The 16,362-nt window shown below is 47.1% G+C and carries 18 protein-coding genes; 5 read left to right on the top strand and 13 right to left on the bottom strand.

The features are described from left to right. The 9 genes from C0638_RS13545 to C0638_RS13505 form a co-directional block, all read right to left on the bottom strand. A complete protein-coding gene (locus C0638_RS13545) occupies window positions 1–1,533 on the bottom strand; it encodes a hypothetical protein (RefSeq protein WP_058710305.1) in 1,533 nt (510 codons plus the stop codon). A 49-nt stretch (window positions 1,534–1,582) separates the two neighbouring features. Next, complete coding sequence (locus C0638_RS13540; protein WP_058710304.1) at window positions 1,583–2,395, bottom strand: ABC transporter permease; 813 nt, start codon at window positions 2,393–2,395, stop codon at window positions 1,583–1,585. A 1-nt stretch (window position 2,396) separates the two neighbouring features. Then, the gene (locus C0638_RS13535; protein ID WP_058710303.1) at window positions 2,397–3,203 is read right to left on the bottom strand and encodes an ABC transporter permease; all 807 of its coding nucleotides are present in this window, start codon (window positions 3,201–3,203) and stop codon (window positions 2,397–2,399) included. Then, window positions 3,193–4,185 carry an ABC transporter ATP-binding protein gene (locus C0638_RS13530; protein WP_058710302.1) on the bottom strand — a complete coding sequence of 331 codons (993 nt, stop codon included), beginning with the start codon at window positions 4,183–4,185 and terminating at the stop codon, window positions 3,193–3,195. Before C0638_RS13530 ends, C0638_RS13535 begins: the two co-directional genes overlap by 11 nt. 70 nt (window positions 4,186–4,255) lie before the next feature. Next, window positions 4,256–5,332, bottom strand: a complete 1,077-nt coding sequence (locus C0638_RS13525; RefSeq protein ID WP_199771155.1) for a hypothetical protein — start codon at window positions 5,330–5,332, stop codon at window positions 4,256–4,258. Beyond that, window positions 5,325–5,570, bottom strand: coding sequence for an acyl carrier protein (locus C0638_RS13520; RefSeq protein ID WP_016818498.1), 246 nt, complete (start codon window positions 5,568–5,570; stop codon window positions 5,325–5,327). Before C0638_RS13520 ends, C0638_RS13525 begins: the two co-directional genes overlap by 8 nt. A 17-nt stretch (window positions 5,571–5,587) precedes the next feature. Then, window positions 5,588–6,964 (bottom strand): preATP grasp domain-containing protein, encoded by a 1,377-nt coding sequence (locus tag C0638_RS13515; protein WP_058710300.1) that lies wholly within the window; start codon window positions 6,962–6,964, stop codon window positions 5,588–5,590. Window positions 6,965–7,031: 67 nt separating this feature from the next. Then, window positions 7,032–8,225 carry a radical SAM/SPASM domain-containing protein gene (locus C0638_RS13510; protein ID WP_013372787.1) on the bottom strand — a complete coding sequence of 398 codons (1,194 nt, stop codon included), beginning with the start codon at window positions 8,223–8,225 and terminating at the stop codon, window positions 7,032–7,034. A gap of 46 nt (window positions 8,226–8,271) precedes the next feature. Next, a complete protein-coding gene (locus C0638_RS13505) occupies window positions 8,272–8,550 on the bottom strand; it encodes an acyl carrier protein (RefSeq protein WP_013372788.1) in 279 nt (92 codons plus the stop codon). A gap of 363 nt (window positions 8,551–8,913) precedes the next feature. Between C0638_RS13505 and C0638_RS13500 the strand changes: the two genes are divergently transcribed. The 3 genes from C0638_RS13500 to nagA are packed head-to-tail and all read left to right on the top strand — an operon-like array spanning window position 8,914 to window position 11,734. Beyond that, window positions 8,914–9,780, top strand: a complete 867-nt coding sequence (locus C0638_RS13500; RefSeq protein ID WP_058712477.1) for a MurR/RpiR family transcriptional regulator — start codon at window positions 8,914–8,916, stop codon at window positions 9,778–9,780. A gap of 2 nt (window positions 9,781–9,782) precedes the next feature. Then, window positions 9,783–10,511 (top strand): glucosamine-6-phosphate deaminase, encoded by a 729-nt coding sequence (gene nagB, locus C0638_RS13495; protein WP_058712478.1) that lies wholly within the window; start codon window positions 9,783–9,785, stop codon window positions 10,509–10,511. Beyond that, complete coding sequence (gene nagA, locus C0638_RS13490) at window positions 10,508–11,734, top strand: N-acetylglucosamine-6-phosphate deacetylase (protein ID WP_058712479.1); 1,227 nt, start codon at window positions 10,508–10,510, stop codon at window positions 11,732–11,734. Before nagB ends, nagA begins: the two co-directional genes overlap by 4 nt. Before the next feature lie 95 nt (window positions 11,735–11,829). Here the strand turns inward: nagA and C0638_RS13485 are convergent, their stop codons facing one another. Continuing rightward, a complete protein-coding gene (locus C0638_RS13485) occupies window positions 11,830–12,813 on the bottom strand; it encodes a YhcN/YlaJ family sporulation lipoprotein (RefSeq protein WP_013372792.1) in 984 nt (327 codons plus the stop codon). Between the two features lie 194 nt (window positions 12,814–13,007). Between C0638_RS13485 and C0638_RS13480 the strand changes: the two genes are divergently transcribed. Then, on the top strand, window positions 13,008–14,588 hold the full coding sequence (locus tag C0638_RS13480) for an esterase/lipase family protein (RefSeq protein WP_058712480.1): 1,581 nt from the start codon (window positions 13,008–13,010) through the stop codon (window positions 14,586–14,588). Between the two features lie 117 nt (window positions 14,589–14,705). Here C0638_RS13480 and C0638_RS13475 read toward each other — a convergent pair whose 3' ends face one another. From C0638_RS13475 to C0638_RS13465, 3 genes are all read right to left on the bottom strand, one after another. Continuing rightward, window positions 14,706–15,371 carry a hypothetical protein gene (locus C0638_RS13475; protein WP_058712481.1) on the bottom strand — a complete coding sequence of 222 codons (666 nt, stop codon included), beginning with the start codon at window positions 15,369–15,371 and terminating at the stop codon, window positions 14,706–14,708. 71 nt (window positions 15,372–15,442) lie between these two features. After that, on the bottom strand, window positions 15,443–15,583 hold the full coding sequence (locus tag C0638_RS25695; RefSeq protein ID WP_230493740.1) for a hypothetical protein: 141 nt from the start codon (window positions 15,581–15,583) through the stop codon (window positions 15,443–15,445). A gap of 23 nt (window positions 15,584–15,606) precedes the next feature. After that, the gene (locus C0638_RS13465) at window positions 15,607–15,969 is read right to left on the bottom strand and encodes a hypothetical protein (protein ID WP_040102982.1); all 363 of its coding nucleotides are present in this window, start codon (window positions 15,967–15,969) and stop codon (window positions 15,607–15,609) included. Window positions 15,970–16,156: 187 nt separating this feature from the next. On the opposite strand from C0638_RS13465, the gene C0638_RS13460 reads away from it, so the two are divergent. Further along, window positions 16,157–16,360, top strand: a complete 204-nt coding sequence (locus C0638_RS13460; protein ID WP_013372797.1) for a hypothetical protein — start codon at window positions 16,157–16,159, stop codon at window positions 16,358–16,360. Window positions 16,361–16,362: the final 2 nt, after the last annotated feature.

The following is a 16,362-nucleotide window of genomic DNA, read 5'->3' as shown; positions in this document are numbered from 1 at the left end:
TTAATTCAGCACTGTAAAATGTCGCTCTGCCAAAAAACGCTCCAGCTTTGTAGTCAATCGCATTTTTTCCTCATCATTCGCAGCAACCAGTTCCAAATAAAGCCGGCCTTTGCCTCGTGCCCGTTCATTTCCATCAGCTTCTTTTGTACCACTCAAGTCAGGCTGACCCATGTCGTTCCCTTCTGGTCCGCCATCGCCGGCTCCAATCCCACTTATACGAACCTGCTTGGCAGATGATCTGCCCCCACGCCCGGTTGCATTTCTGCTTGGCACAGGGGTATGGCCTATAATCCTGTTCTCACCGTCACGTCCACCTGTGTTTACATATAACGTATTGGCTCCCAAAGGCATGACACCTTCTTCACATTCACCTGTAAACAGTAATCCCTCGCCTTCTAGCCCTAACAGCAGTTCTTCATAAGATAGACTGCCATCATGGGAAAGCGAATAATTCGTCAACGTGCCACGCATATTTTTCCCGGCCAGATAGGTATCAAGCTGATGCTTAATCAAACTCATCGACTTTCTGGCATTAATTTCGATAATGGGCTCCAGCTTTCCACCACGAAGTGTCATGGAGTCTATGCATACATCGCCGTAATATCCATCCCGATACAATTGCTGTCCCACATCCTGCATTAAGCTAAAATAGCCGTCACGCTCCAGACGCTCCATAAAAGCCCTGTCCGGCGATAGGGATTCCCGATAGGCGAATTGAGTATTAGCCAGCCATTGCACAGATACGATGTCGACACGCCCATCATCGCCAATCGTAAATTGGCATGAAAAATCCTGCTCTTTCTCCAGAAAAGGCTCCAGCAAGAACAGTACCCGTTTGCCTTTGCGCTCCTGTCCACGCAAATACGATACGACCCGGTCCAGCATTTGTGTCGAAGTGATGTGCAGATTGCCTTTGCCCGATACGCCAAAATCATCCTTGATTAAAAAGCTTCCATCCCGCAGCAGTTTACGCCCTGCTTCAGCGACATCCGCAAACGAAGTCACAATATGACCAGGGTTGCGCAGACCAAGACTGCGTTTCAGCTCAGAGGAATAGGTTTTGGCATTTACCTTGCGAATCGTTTCCAGCGACGGCTGATGCAATGTAATTCCCCAAGCACGCGCGGCCTCTTCCACATGCGGCAACCCCGCAAACGGGCTAAGCACACAGCCTTCCAGTTGAGGAAAACCTTCTCCAGCATCACTCTTGCGACTACTCAGCAGCTCGAAAACGGAAGCGGCCGACACATTGCCCGCCTGTTCCATTCCGTCGGTCAAATCCCGTTCGTTTACAGCCGGATGAAAGCCCAGTTGCGCAATATACTGACGATGCACGGGCGAAATGGCGTAACGTGTCAATAGAGCGTCTCCCGGTTGGCAAAAGCTAAATAGCAATTCATCCATAGCCGCTACAATGGCAGAAGAAGCCCGGTCAGGCAGGGCGGGCAGGGAAGCTAGCTCGCTATCTCGCCAGTAAGCCTCCGCTTCGAACGTTCCCATATATAAATGACGCTGGTTCGGTATCCCATTCATATGACTCGCTTCCTTTCCTGCTTCATTATGAAACTACTACACGGTAGTGCTACTGGCTCGCACTCGTATAATCACGTAGTGCAAACTGCCATATCAGGCGGATAATCGCCAGCAGCCAGAGAGGTGCAAGAAATGCCCAGAGCATCAAACCGGACTGCATTTTGCCGAGAATGAACATTGGCGGAAAATTACAGATGACAAACACCGGAAGCACAAACAAGCCAATACGCTGAATCAGGTTACTGTACACAGCCATCGGTACATAGTTTGTCTCGAAAATGCTGTTGGATAGCTCTGTAACACCGTTCGTGCGGATAATCCAAAAGGCCAGCAATTGGGGCAGCAAAAACACAGAGTATGCCGTGAGCACTCCGCATCCGAGCAGCACAGCGAAACCTCCTACGGTTTCCACATCAAATGGCAGTCCAAGACGATACCAGCCAATGCCTGTCATGATTCCACCGCCCACGACATTCGGTACAGTATAACCCAGCTCAAATTGACGCAGTGTCACCATAAATTGCAGCGATACCGGCTTCGTCATAAGCACGTCCAGTGAGCCAGTCCGGATTTTTTCAGGCAGGCTTGTAAAATTACTGTAAAATAATCCACTGTAAAATCCGCTCATCATCGTAAACACGCCAATATATAAAAGTATGGCGTCAGGAGACCAGCCGTTAATGTCCGTCCCTGCCCGGTATGGAACCGAGGCGTACAGCAGCTTGATCAGCAAATAAGCCGTTTCAACTAGAAAGGCTGTTATAAAATTAATGCGATATTCCATCTGCGACATGACGGAAAACTGGATGAACTTCCAGTACAATCTGAGGTAACGTCCAACGTTTCGAAAAACATGTTTCATGTTAACCCCCCACCGAGACAAAGCGTTTGACTCCGGCTTGCCACACCCAGCGTGATACGGCCGCCAGCACTGCAATCCAGATCCATTGCACGCCAATGCCTTCGGCGGCTTCCAGTACAGTCAGCTTGCCCGTCAACGCATTCACCGGAAAAAATACGGTGTAGCTGAACGGCAGCAAACTGAACAGACGGGCCAAAGCATCTCCAAAAATCGTCAGCGGAAACACGGTACCGCTAGCTACATAAATAACAAGCGACAGCGTATAAAAAAGTCCCGCCGATTCCGTCACCCAAAAGGCTATGCTGCTGAGCGCATAATAGACCACAAAATTAAGCACAAGCGCTCCTGGCAACGCCAATATGTAAAGCAGGATATACGACAGCCCGAAGCTGATTTGTCCTTCCAGGCTAAGACATAACAGCAAAATAGCAGCCGCCAGCAGCACGACTGCGGACTGTATGACTTTGCCCCCGATAAACCGGCAAAAACGGTAAGCAAAATAATGCACAGGCTGTACCATGAATTTTGCCAGTCCGCCTTCTTTGATATCTGTAGCAATTTCGTATTCAAAGCCCGTGGCAATCAGTTTTCCAGTTACCCCTGCCATAACTACATACACCAGCATTTCCGGCAGAGAGTAACCCAGCACACTTGCTTGTCCCGAAGAACCGAATACCGCAAGCCAGAGAAATATTTGTGTCATGATCGGCAGCATAAATCCAGCCATTTGAAGCCAATAATTGGCCCGATACTCCATTTCATTTTGCATGCCAAGCTGGAGTACCTTCACATATTTGTTATTTCGCATCGGCCAGCCTGCCCCCATCGTACAAATTGGCTATCCCCTCTTCCAGCGGGACGTCCTCAATCGTAAAATCAACGACAGGCAGTGCATCTAAAATCTTTTTGGACCAAGTTAACGTATCGTCTGCATCCAGCTCAAATACCGCCTCCAGCTCCGAGTTGGAGCGAAGCTTGCCGAGCCCCGCCAACGCCAGGCTGGATACGGGTGTCTCCAATCGAACCTTGAGCAATTTACGAGCACCGATGACCTCGTTCACCTTGTGCAAGTCTCCGTCATACACCAATCTGCCCCCACTGATAATGATGGATCTGGTGCACAAATCCTCAATGTCCTTCATGTAGTGACTTGTCAGCAAAATGGTCGTCCGGTGTGTGCGGTTATAGGCTTTGAAAAACTCCCGAATTCGCCGCTGAGAAACAAGGTCCAGTCCGATAGTCGGCTCATCCAGTAAAATGACCCGTGGACGATGCAGCAGCGCGGCGATCAGTTCCATTTTCATACGCTCGCCGAGCGATAGCCGCCGAACCTGCACATGAAGCTGCTCCTCCACCCCAAGCAAAGTGACCAGTTCATCCAGCGCCTCTTTATAACGGGTATTATCGATTTCGTAAATCAGCTTGTTCAGCTCGAACGACTCGCTTGCAGGCAAATCCCACCAGAGCTGATTTTTCTGTCCCATCACGATGGAAAACTGACGTTTAAACTCCTTTTGTCGCTTCCAGGGAGTAAAGCCGAGTACCGATGCCTCCCCGTCCGTGGGATGGAGAATGCCGGACAGCATTTTGAGCGTTGTTGTTTTGCCCGCCCCGTTGGGACCAAGAAATCCGACAATTTCTCCTTCCTCAATGCTAAAGCTAACGTTTTGCACAGCCTTCTTGGTCAGCTGTTCACGCTTAAACAAATTTTGCAACGATTTGCGCACGCCCGGCTCTTTTTTGTAGTACGTAAACGTTTTCGACAATTGGTTTAATGTAATGGACGGCAATGAATTCCCCTCCTCTTTCCTCTGTGCATGATACCTGGATGAACGTGCCTGATCTAGCCAAATGCTTGGACTACTCGGAAGCTTGCTCTGCCAAAATCATCAGTTCCTCCAGCATCTCCCGCTGTCTTTCAATCAAATGCAGAGCCCGTTCTGTAATCTCTGGCATCCGATGCTTGCGCAATTGGAGTCCTGTTTTGTAAATATGCAGATTAAGCTTGTGCCAATCCGCGTACAACGCCTGTGCCAATTCAATGATATGCTGTGCTTGCGGCCCCAGCGTAGCTTGATGCAGCAGACAATAATCAGCTGTATAATCCGCCAAATGAAGAGCGCTGCCCAAGCGCAGATTGTAATAAATTTCATGGCAGTACGTCCGAAACTCCTGATCCTCCATGTCTTCTAACAGATGGAAGTCACCGACAAATGCCCGGTAACCCGCATCTCCCCGCTTGACATGCTGGTCTGTTGTAACTTTTTCACCCGTCACATACTGACGAATATGATAAGCACACGCAGCATGCATTTCCCTTGGCGAAAGCGGGACAGGCTGCTCCACCAGCCATGCATACTCAATAATGCCCTGCATGAGGTCGTTAAGCCGGGCTGAGCCCACATAAGTCATCGCATGTCCCGAGGAATCGAGCAGGAAGCTATCATTCACCTGTGCCATCCGTTCTTGCAAGTCTAGTCCGTACAACTCAATTACATGACCCCTTGGGTAATTTTTCACATATACATCGTGATAGGTTAAAGCGGTGCTCGATGTGTGCAGCATCGTACCATAACCATATGTGAGCACCCGCAACAGATCGGTTTCATTGCTGACTCCTTCGACCCACGGTTCTACTCGAATAACCGGTCCGCCACTGGCGGCCATTTCTTGAAGCTGCTCCGGATATTTTTCCGGTCCGAAGCGCTTCAAATCTCCACCATACTCCGCGCACATACTCCCACACAGCATGAACAGCTCGGCTTCGGCCATGTTCACCCCATACCTCTGCAATGAAGTACGCAGGGAAGAATATACACAATGCTTCCCTGGGAGAGCATTTGCGATTTCTTCTGCACTATGATCAACCATGGAATTATGACGTGCCCCCATATCGGACTGCAGCATAGGTCTTGTCTGTTCAGCGCCCTTATGCATATTTGCCCAGCAGACGCTCAATGCCTTGCAGTGTAGATAGATGCTCCAGCACCAAATCGTCGTCCTCCATCGTAATATCAAGCTCATTTTCCAATTCTACAATTAATTCAACAGCGGATAAGGAATTCAGGCCCAAGGTTCGCAGGTCCTGATCCGGAGTCAACTGTTCCAACTCGCCGGGAGCCAGCTTCAAAACCTTTTCCAGCAAAGGTACTACATGGTATACGTCTGTTTTCATTCTCAATTTCCTCCTATTTATGAGCATCCTAATCCAGCAATGATACCTTCCAATTTGTGTGCATAAGCATCCGCTTCCTGCCAACTGTCTGCCAAAATAAGTGTGAAAATCCGGTTCACATAGCCCCGCTTTACAGGAATGCCAGACAAGGTACCCGCCGTATAAACAAATACCCCTTCAGGCCGTTCGGGTGTATAGAGCAAGCCTTCCTCCGCCAGCAACCCGCACAAACGGCTGTAGGTGAGAGATGTAGCGGTCACGTTGCGGTAATAACGGGACAAGGTCTTATGCCGTTCTCCCAAGACAGAGGACAGGAACGAGATGTAAGTAGACAGGGTAAATCTGCCATTAATCTCGATCACCGGAATCAGCAAACCATCTTCGTCAACAAAACCGTCAATGGAAGCCATTCCCGTATACCCGATGGAATAGAGATACGTTCCCAACTGATAAGCACATCGTCTCACTTCTTCCTCCAGCGTCTCGCCAATATCAGCGGGAACCTGGGAGCCGATATAGACTGTACCGTCTACGTTTTGCCTTTTTAGCGAAAACATCGTCACACCGCCGCCCTCGTCAATGCAGAGCTGGTAGTTCAGATCCATTTGCTTATTGTGCCAGCGCTCCACCAGCCAGCCGCCAGAAGACGATGACGAACCGCCAAAGCGTCTCATCACACTCAGCAGCGTGTCCAGCTTGGACAGCTCGTCCAGCATATACATACCTTGTCCCGAGGCCCCGTGTGGCTGCTTGATAATCAGCTTCACAGGCTCGTCCGATAAGCCAGCCAGTCTCTCACATTCTCTGCGAATTGCCGCTTCGTCTGCACATACAGCGCCCTCGCTGACAGCAAAACCAAGCTTTTGTGCGGTCAGACGGCTAAATATTTTATCATTCACCTGGGCGCATACCGCAGATGGAGCACCGATCAACTCCAGCCCACAACGCTCCGCAATCGCTTCCTCCTGCGGTGTGACCGCATAGGGTACGAGCCACGCTTTGGCTCCGCCGCTGCTATGGCCTGCATCCGCAACCGCACGTAGTCGTGCCAAAAGTGCGTCATCCGCCAGTACTAACTCTGAAATCGGCGTTAGCGGATCAGAAGGCTCTGGCACCTCAATACGCGGCAGGCTGAAACCTAACCGCTGAAGCATGTCCAGAAATGCCTCATCCGGCTGTTCACGGAGTACAATGACATCCTGACTTCGGCATAGCAGGAGATTCATTTCCTCCATCCGGTTTACGACCTGCTGTTCATCCCGGTCTACCATGCCCCCCTTCCGGGGGGATGGATGCCACACTTGCTCTGCGCCGATATTAAACAGCCAAATCAGGACCCCATGATCCCGTTCATGAGCAAGTGCTTCCACAAGGTTAATCGTTTTAGTCGTCACGTCTTGTCATCATCCCTCTCTCTTCCATCTAGTAGCAAACAATATTCCATAGGAGATTCATAGGAAACTAAATGTATTTCAGAGAGCCTGCCCCATGCAGATACAGCACACTGCATTTGGAGCACACCGGCGTCAATCCTTCATGATTAATCTTTTGACGGGTTTTTTCATACGCATCCGAATTCCATATTTCCTTCAGACTGTGCTCACGCAAACTTCCAATCGTGAACTCACTGAAAAATTTGCAAGGCATAACCTTTCCGTCTGGTAAAATATCTGTTCTGGAGGTGAGCGCCAAACAATGATTGGAACAACGGCTGACCATTTCCTCGCCATGTATAAATTTATCAATTTCCTCATAATCCAAGCCGGGCTGATAACGCACGCGAATGTTCCATACCCGCTCATTGATCCGCTGTAATTCCTGCATCAGAGGGTCGATGTTAGCCGGGTTGATTTTATATTTAAAAGCATGCCAGCTACTAATATTTTTTTCTTCAAGTTGTCGGAGCCAGGAGAAATTACGTGTAAAATATTCATCCATTTTAAAGGAGGTTTCTTTGGAAATGTACCAGGGGAACGTTAGCAGCACCAGATCCAGCCTCTTATCCTCCAGCATTTGCAGAAATTCGTACATCCGTCCGATCATGTTATCGTTAATGACCGCATGGACAGTTACCCGTCCCTTGTACAATCCCTGATCGCGAAGTTCAATCAGCTTATCCATCTGCCGCATTGTTTTCTGAAAGGTGCCTTTACCGCGTATTAAATCGTGTTCTTTTTCAAAACCCTCAATCGCTATTAACAACTCCAGATTTTCGGACAAATCCAAAATCCGGTCCAAATATTTATCAATGAGTAGTCCATTTGTACAAAAGGTCATTTCACGCCGATCTTCCGCCAGCACGTCCAAAATTTCATCAAAGCGCCGGTGAAACATCGGTTCACCACCCCACATGTACAGTCTGGACTTCACTTCCTTCGTTTCGCTCAAAATCTGCCGAAGCATATCCGGGGCAAGATCCATATTCTGTTCTTCTTTATCCATTTGGTGATGATAGCCTTCCTCGTTCCATTCAAAGCAGTGCGTACATCTTAAGTTGCAACGGTTAGTCAGCTTAATACCGATCGTCTGGGGCATGTCCGTTTTGAAAGCCGGATCCTGTGTTGCGTTACGATAAGACACGGAAGCGTTTTTCAGGTTACGCTTGATGAGCTTGAAAGCCTTCTCATCAATCAGCACATTGCTTTTGGGCTGCATGCTAACACCTCGTTTAATGGATTTTCAGGCAAAGTCTACCCTGCGTTCAGACTGTCTCCATACCTTCCGGGTGCGACACTTGCTCCGCATCGCTAATTCCTTGAATGTAACTGCAAAACGCATCTACTGAACGGAGATGTTCCAACTCAAAGGAATCAAAATCAATCTCCACATCAAATGCATCCTCCACTTGCAGCATGAAATGAACCAACTGCAATGAATCCAGTCCCGCATCATGAATAATGTCCGAATGTCCATTCAGCTTAGCGACCAATTCAGGATCCTCCTTGACCGCGCTGATCATTTCAATCACTTGGCTTTGCATAGCAAACTCCTCCTTGTGAATGAGATCCTACTCTTCCGTCCAACGATGCCCTTTGAAAAGCTCCTAGTAAAATTCCTTGATTGGAACTATATTCAATTATACTCCTCCATTGAAGAGACAAGTCAATAGGTTGTTTTGTAAGTAAAAGTCGCAAAATGTAAATTAATGTATGATAACTTCTACAAATTTTTCTGCATTTATTATTCATTTATAGAAGCTGCACTTGAAAGTGATCAGCCTCTTCCCTCTTGTATGAAGTGCGTAATTATTTTACAATATACACGAAAATATTTTTCTTAATTTCATTTAATTAAATGATACTTTTTTTCACAAAAGCATTATATAGCTAAAGGAGCACAGCTCATGTCCCCCATTCTTCATACATTATCCCATCGACTGGAGCAGTTGCCTGTACAAGAGCGTAAGCTGGCGGAATCTATCCTGCAAGCCCCGGAGGATGTGCTGCATCTGGGTATTCGGGAACTGTCAGAGCGTTGCGGTGTGAGTGCTGCAACCGTTACACGGTTTTGCAAATCACTACATTTTAAAGGGTATCCCGATTTCAAAATGAAGCTGGCCGCCGAGTTGTCCCATTCCAACCTTACAGGTGAAGAATCCTATCAGGACATTGTGGCTGGAAATTCACTTTCCCGTATCGTGCAGGCTATTCAGGCAAACCATACGGCCTCCATTGCAGACACCACCCGGTTGCTGGATTTGGGCAAGCTAGAGCAGGCCATTGCATGGCTGTCAGCCACAAGCCGTATTGATCTCTATGGGATGGCAACATCCTCGATTGTGGCACAGGATTTTTACCAGAAGCTGATCCGTATTGGCAAGAATAGCACTGCTTTCGCAGATTCTCACATGCAGATTACCTCTGCCTCCTCGCTCGGAGCGGAGGATGTGGCCTTTGCCGTCTCTTATTCAGGAGAAACCCAGGAGACCATTGCGGCTCTACGCTGTGCAAAGGAACAGGGTGCCAAAACATTATCCCTGACCTCCTTCGGAAACAATACGCTGGCAAGCCTTGCGGATATTGCGCTATTTTCCTCCTCATTGGAGGAAGGAATGCGACGTGGAGACATGGCCTCCCGCATCGCCCAGCTTCATATTATAGATATCCTGTTTACAGGTATGGTGAGCGCGAATTTTGACAAATATATTCCGAGATTGGAAGGTTCATATCAACAAGTGAGTAAGCTTAAAAAACAACCAGGGGGGCACTAAAGATGAACATTCGCATTTTGAACAGCCGTGAAAACCTGAACGCTACTGCTGCCACTGTGATCGCCAGCTTGCTGCTGTCCAAACCACAAGCTATGCTGGGCTTGGCCACCGGTAGTACGCCGATTGGCATTTACCGACATCTTGCAGATATGTACCGCAAGGGACAGGTGAGCTTTGCTCGCGCCTACTCCGTGAATCTTGATGAATATGTTGGTCTCTCCCCAGAACATCCGCAGAGCTACCGAAGCTTTATGAATGAGCACTTGTTTCAGCATATCGACATTCCCATATCTCATACACGCGTCCCTAACGGGAATGCCCTAAATCTCACAGCAGAATGTGCAGCGCACGAGCAGGCCATTCTGGATCATGGACCTGTGGATCTCCAATTGCTTGGCATTGGTCATAACGGCCATATCGGCTTTAACGAACCCGGTCACAGCTTGACCGGAGCCACACATGTTGTAGATTTGAAAGAAAGAACGCGCTCAGCGAACGCCCGATTTTTTGGCGATATCAATGCAGTGCCCAGACAAGCAGTGACGATGGGGGTTGGCACCATTCTTAAGGCGAAGCAAATTATGCTGGTGGCCTTTGGCGCAGAGAAGGCCGACATTATAAGGCAGGCTTTAACTGGACCCGTCACAACAGAGTGTCCGGCTTCCCTGCTGCAATGTCACCCCAACGTGCTTATTTTACTGGATCAGGAAGCAGGAGGATGGCTCAAATGAAGTCAGATGAAATGAACGGTAACATACCGCAGCTATTGTATGGTCAAGTCGTCGTTGGGAATGACATCATTCCCAACGGAGTTGTCATCATTGAGGGGCAATCCATTGTATACGCTGGTTCAGAGGAGGATATGCCCGTGGACTGGACCTCATTGGTCTTAGGCAATCCTGAAGAAGTTGCCACACAAGCGGCGAATGTTGTTCGTCAGGAGGGGGGGTACCTGCTGCCAGGCTTTATTGATATTCATATTCACGGCGGTAACGGTGAGGACTTTATGGACTCTGATCCGAGGGTGCTGGATGCAATCACCTCTTTTCACAGTTCGCAAGGAACGACGGCTATGCTGGCTACTACTATGACCGCGCCCAAGGAACGAATTGAACGGGTATTAAAAGAAGTTCACACATACATGGCATATCCCATGCCCCATGCGCAGTTGGAGGGGGTGCATCTGGAAGGACCTTTCATTAGTCCGAACTGGGCAGGAGCACAAAACCCGGAACATATCGTGCCTCCGAACCTCGCTTGGATGGCAGAATGGGAGCAGCGCTATCCGGGCCTTGTTCGCCAGGTCACACTTGCGCCTGAACAAAATGGTGCCCTTGAACTCATCGCATGGCTGCGTAGCCACGGCATTACTGCGGCACTCGGTCATACGGATGCTACGTATGAAGAGGTTGAACAGGCAGCATCGTCGGGCCTGAACCATGCCGTGCACACCTTTAATGCCATGACTCCACTGCATCACCGCAAGCCAGGAGCTGCGGGAGCCGTACTCGCTGATCCGCGCATTGAAGCAGAAATCATCGCAGATGGCATTCATGTGCATCCTGCTGCTATTTCCCTGCTTGCCAAGTTAAAGCAGGACCATAATCTCATCCTCATCACCGATGCCATGTCAGCCACCGGGCTGGAAGATGGTCATTATAAACTCGGTGATTTGCCAGTGATTGTACAGGATGGTGTCGCACGACTGGAGGATGGCGTCACTTTGGCAGGAAGCACACTAACGATGATTGAGGGCTTCCGTTATCTAGTTCAACATGTAGGCTTGAGTATCCCCGAGGCATCACAAATGGCTAGCCTGAATCCGGCTCGATCCCTGAACATAGCTGATCGAACAGGCTCACTTGAAGTAGGTAAACAAGCAGACGTCTTGTTGCTGGATGCCGACTTAAATCTGCAAGGTGTATGGATTAAAGGAGTGCGCAAATCGTCATAGTTATATAATCCCCGCAAAAGAAAGAGCTATTCCATCAGCGTAACTCGCCGAGATGGGATAGCTCTTTTTGGGATATTCACAATTAAGGGTTTGAATTAGCGATGATTCATCGGTGCGGGCGTATTATTTTGTGGACGTGTTGGTGTTGTATTTTCCATTGGACGGTTTGTATCAGCCGCCGAAGTCGGGAATACACGTTCAATCACATCCACCATTTCATTGCTCAAGCCTCTGATCGGATGACCATTTTGTACACTGCGTGTAAAGTCAGAGGTTTGTCTAACAAAGTCCGGGTTAGCCGATACATGCACCTGTTCAATGGAAGGTGCAAATTGCTTAATCTTGTTAGCAATACGGCTCTTGACTGCATCAGTTGGTTCATATGCAGTTCTTGCTCCCTCGATGGTGTTGTTGCCGTTATCTGTGCGATTGTTGTTGTCCGTCAAGCCACGCAACATACCGTACGATCCTGTACCCATCGTACCGAACAAACCGTCATCACGACGTGCAGGTGTTCCATTCCCGGTAACTCCATTGTCTGTCATTCCAGGCGTTGTAGTACCTGTAGTTCGGTTTCCTCTGGTGCCATTAACGCCATTCACACTCGGTACATTCCCGTTACGCCCAATATTATTAGCACTCGGAGTACCGTCAATGCTTGGAGCACCGACACCCGTTCCGTTAGCTTGGTCTTTCAAGGAAACGGCTACATAGGCATGTCGTTCACCAACCAATACTGTCGCAGACTTTACATCCGGCATCTCGGATATACGTTTGGACAAGTTGCGATCGACTTGCAGATTACGGATTGGATGTCCGGTTCTGTTGCCATTTTCATTCAATGACATCCCGTCCATACCGTTGGATTTAACCCCATAACGATTCACACCATCCATACGGTTTACACCATCTAAACCATAGCGATTCACACCATCCATATGCTGTGTGCTTTGCGCGTTATAGCGTGTACTGTTCGTACGAACGTTATGATCAGCATTTCCACACCCGGTTAAAGCAGCCATGCTGGCGAGTAAAGCAGCTGAAATCGTAAAACTGATGACTTTCTTAGTTCCTGGCATGAACTCATCCTCCATACATATAAAATGTGTGACGAGATTAGCATGCGCCATCAATCTTAGGGATATCCTGACTAAAAAATGACTGAAAAAATAAAATTTTAATGTAAATATGAAATACAATTGATGATTTACCACAAGATGGCATGTATAATAAGTTTGAAATACTTAATTTTACAAAAAGGAGGATTTACAGTTTGAAGAAGTTCACCGTTTTGATGCTCATTTTTTTGTTATCCGTCACTCTTATCCCCGCCGGTGCTTTTGCAGGCTCCACTACACCTGAAGCACCGAAAGCTCCCGCCGGAAGCTGGACAGAAGGCCCACCACCTAATCGCGTTGATCCTGCCAAACCCGCATTATTGTTTGTACATGGTTTGAACAGTAGCGCCGAAGTGTGGACCAAGAATAATAATGATATGCTTCAGCAAGCACGTGACGCTGGATACCAGACGGCCACCATTAATTTGTACGATGCGAATGGCACATCCCAGGATATGTGGGACAATGGCAAGCTTCTAGCCGACAAAATCAAAGTCATTAGTAATCATTTCGGAAAAAAACTCATCATCATCGCCCACAGCAAAGGTGGAGTGGATACTCAAACCGCTCTCGTGTATAACGGAGCAGCTCCTTATGTACAACGTGTCATCACCCTCAGCAGTCCCCATCATGGCTCACAACTTGCAGATCTCGCCTACAGCAGCTGGGCCGGATGGCTGGCAGATATCGTCGGCTCACAAAATCCCGGCACCTCTACGTTACAAACATCTTATATGAAGTATTTCCGAACCAAAACGGATGCACTCAGTAACGCGACTACAATTCCATTCTTCACGTTTGCTGGTGATAACTGGTCTGGCGGCACTGCTTCCTACATACTGGGTGGAATGTATCTCTCATCCTTCGGCAAAAATGATGGAGTGGTCACAGTCGACAATGCTAAGCTTCCCGGCGGACGTGTAGTTAAAATCGGTTCCTGGGATCATGCCAAGGTTCGTACCGGTTCTTACGTCTTCTCCCTGATCCTACCTTACCTCCAAGCGAACACTCCAGCATTGAATCAGGAAACTGAGGCATTTTCAGCAGCGTCTTCCCTGACTGCTTCTGCTGTACAATCCACCTATAACGAGATCGATAATTCATATTTTATTCGAGGCGGCGATTATAATGGAAAAGCCTCCGAAACCCTCACGGTTGAAAATGGTGTCCAATCCATTGATCTGGACTGGATCAGCGATAAACGTGTAAGTCAGCTTGAGCTGACCAAACCTGACGGTACTAGCGAATTGCTTAATGTGAAAGCAGGTCGTGATGAAGAAATCTTTGCTGGTGCCTGGCATCATAGTGCAGTAGTTACCAATCCCCAACCAGGCATTTATAAGTTGAACGCCGTAATTCCTGATCATGGTGCATATCTCCTGATTGCACGCTATCATGCCGCTCAGGTCCCTGAGCTCAAATACAATCTAAATGCAGTGGGCCCGAGACTAAATCTGAAGTCCCAGGATTCCCCAACCAGCGTTACACAAGTCACTTACCAAGTTCAATACTATGGTGATCCGCAACAAGGAATGACTACAGCGTCCAAAGGTCTGACATTGCAGAAAAAAACCGTTACTCCTACTGGGCAAATTGAGCTTTCCAAAGCGGACAAGCCAGGCATCTATTCCGTAACCTATGAAATTAACGGCACCACAGCAGCAGGATATCCTTACCGCCGTACAGCAGTTCAATCCATTTATATTGACGCTGACGGCAACAAGTATGTTGACTAAATAAATCTACAACCTAAAAAGCCTGCAAACACCCATCATAGTGTAGGCGTTCGCAGGCTTATTTATTATTCCAAACATCTTTTATAGAGAAATTATAGTGTAATCCATGTATTGTGTTCAATCCGTTGTCTGATTCCTCAGTTTATGAAGCCAATAATAGCGGTGCAGCTCCATAATAAAATGAAAAAGAACAAATGCAAGCATGGAGTATACACACATCAATACTGTAGCAACGAATTGTTGTGTAGCAAATCCGAGGGAAAGATTGGCTATCAAATAACCAGCCCCGGTAAATGTGGTCATCGTTACTACAGCTTCTCGCTTGTGTTTTTTCTTCACTTTTGGTTCTTTCTTATAAGTTGAAGGATTTTTGAATTTCGCCAGATGATATTTGATATAGCAGTATAAAGCGATTCCATAAGCGGCAAAAGAACTTATAAAATACCATGGAGTATCCAGACCCAACATACCATAAGCAAACTTTTGTGTCATAATCATGAAGCCAATAGAGCATACCAAACCAAATACACCACGGAATAAAACATAATTCAACTGCAATTTGCGTGGCATTATGACCAGTACAAGCGCCCAAATATTAATCAGAACAATCGGTGGCATCAGCACATAAACATAAACTGCAATGTAGGGATTTCCCATTAAGGGAATAGTCAAAAACAGATCTAACAGCAATAAAACAAGAATGATAACATTGGAGCGAATACGGTTAACTGGATACAACTTCATATTTTTTTCGAATAAAGCCCTGCTATCACTCATAAACATATAAGCCCTCCGTCACATAAGTTAAACCTACCGATAAGGATAGACAAGGCTACATCCATTGTCCACTTTTTCTATATCTCTGTCTTCAGCTCTTGACGTAGTTCTTCAATAAAATCAACCACGATACTTTGAACAGCATCTTCACGGGACATACGTATATACCGACTCGTCCTCTGAATGTCTTCCTCGAACAAATAAAGTATCCTGCTCATGGCCTCCTGATCCCCACTTTGTGCTAATTTGAGCCATTGGACGAACTCAGCATCCGAAATAACTCTTTGAGCATTTTCTTTTTCCATTTATTCACCGCCTGTTGGGATAGCTTTAACTCTTTTGCAATCTGTGCTTCGGTTTTGTCTAGTATGTAAAGGTCAAAGATGATCATTTTTCCGATCTCAGAAGATAGAGAGTTGATAAGCTGTAGTGTGTACATATTGGAGTTTGCAGATTCTGTAAAAGATGGAGCGATGACAGTTTCGTTCTTTTCCATTACAAATTCATGATTGGTTTGTACCCGAGCACGATACTGGATTCTCCAAGCAATGCGGTACAACTTCTTTCGGTATTGTTCGACCAATGTTAGCTGAGATTTTTCCAATATAAATCACCCTTTCTCTTTGGATTTGACTTTTTCTAAATCCTCATATTATAGGGTAATTTGCAATCCTATTTTACAACCAAAACAGAACACTTGTTCTTATTTATTATACTATTTTTACAATCAGTTGTATATGGTTCTTTTAATTTACCTTCCTTTATATATGGCTAAAAAGGAGGGAAATACATTGCAGATGGATGATGCTCTTTCTCTGGTTACCAACGTAGGCTTTCCGGCTGGACTTTGTTTTATTTTATTGCGGCACATCCTGCACACGATGGAGGAAAAGTTGGATAAGCTGGATCTCTCACTTCATGAGCTGATTCAGGTCATCCAAGATTTAAACGACAATAACAGCCCTTCTTCCAAAAGCAGCAAGCCTGATGAATAACG

Origin of the sequence: Paenibacillus sp. lzh-N1 (genome assembly GCF_002872435.1) — a bacterium.
GTDB lineage: Bacteria > Bacillota > Bacilli > Paenibacillales > Paenibacillaceae > Paenibacillus > Paenibacillus polymyxa_C.
Note: the sequence above shows the minus strand (reverse complement) of the source record. Positions and strands in the feature narration are given on the sequence as shown.

What these genes read in the sequence shown, in the direction of transcription:
- C0638_RS13545 (WP_058710305.1), bottom strand. Translation starts at nt 1,533, where the DNA reads ATGAATGGGATACCGAACCAGCGTCATTTATATATGGGAACGTTCGAA.
- C0638_RS13540 (WP_058710304.1), bottom strand. Translation starts at nt 2,395, where the DNA reads ATGAAACATGTTTTTCGAAACGTTGGACGTTACCTCAGATTGTACTGG.
- C0638_RS13535 (WP_058710303.1), bottom strand. Translation starts at nt 3,203, where the DNA reads ATGCGAAATAACAAATATGTGAAGGTACTCCAGCTTGGCATGCAAAAT.
- C0638_RS13525 (WP_199771155.1), bottom strand. Translation starts at nt 5,332, where the DNA reads ATGCATAAGGGCGCTGAACAGACAAGACCTATGCTGCAGTCCGATATG.
- C0638_RS13520 (WP_016818498.1), bottom strand. Translation starts at nt 5,570, where the DNA reads ATGAAAACAGACGTATACCATGTAGTACCTTTGCTGGAAAAGGTTTTG.
- C0638_RS13510 (WP_013372787.1), bottom strand. Translation starts at nt 8,225, where the DNA reads ATGCAGCCCAAAAGCAATGTGCTGATTGATGAGAAGGCTTTCAAGCTC.
- C0638_RS13505 (WP_013372788.1), bottom strand. Translation starts at nt 8,550, where the DNA reads ATGCAAAGCCAAGTGATTGAAATGATCAGCGCGGTCAAGGAGGATCCT.
- C0638_RS13500 (WP_058712477.1), top strand. Translation starts at nt 8,914, where the DNA reads ATGTCCCCCATTCTTCATACATTATCCCATCGACTGGAGCAGTTGCCT.
- nagB (WP_058712478.1), top strand. Translation starts at nt 9,783, where the DNA reads ATGAACATTCGCATTTTGAACAGCCGTGAAAACCTGAACGCTACTGCT.
- nagA (WP_058712479.1), top strand. Translation starts at nt 10,508, where the DNA reads ATGAAGTCAGATGAAATGAACGGTAACATACCGCAGCTATTGTATGGT.
- C0638_RS13485 (WP_013372792.1), bottom strand. Translation starts at nt 12,813, where the DNA reads ATGCCAGGAACTAAGAAAGTCATCAGTTTTACGATTTCAGCTGCTTTA.
- C0638_RS13475 (WP_058712481.1), bottom strand. Translation starts at nt 15,371, where the DNA reads ATGTTTATGAGTGATAGCAGGGCTTTATTCGAAAAAAATATGAAGTTG.
- C0638_RS25695 (WP_230493740.1), bottom strand. Translation starts at nt 15,583, where the DNA reads ATGAGCAGGATACTTTATTTGTTCGAGGAAGACATTCAGAGGACGAGT.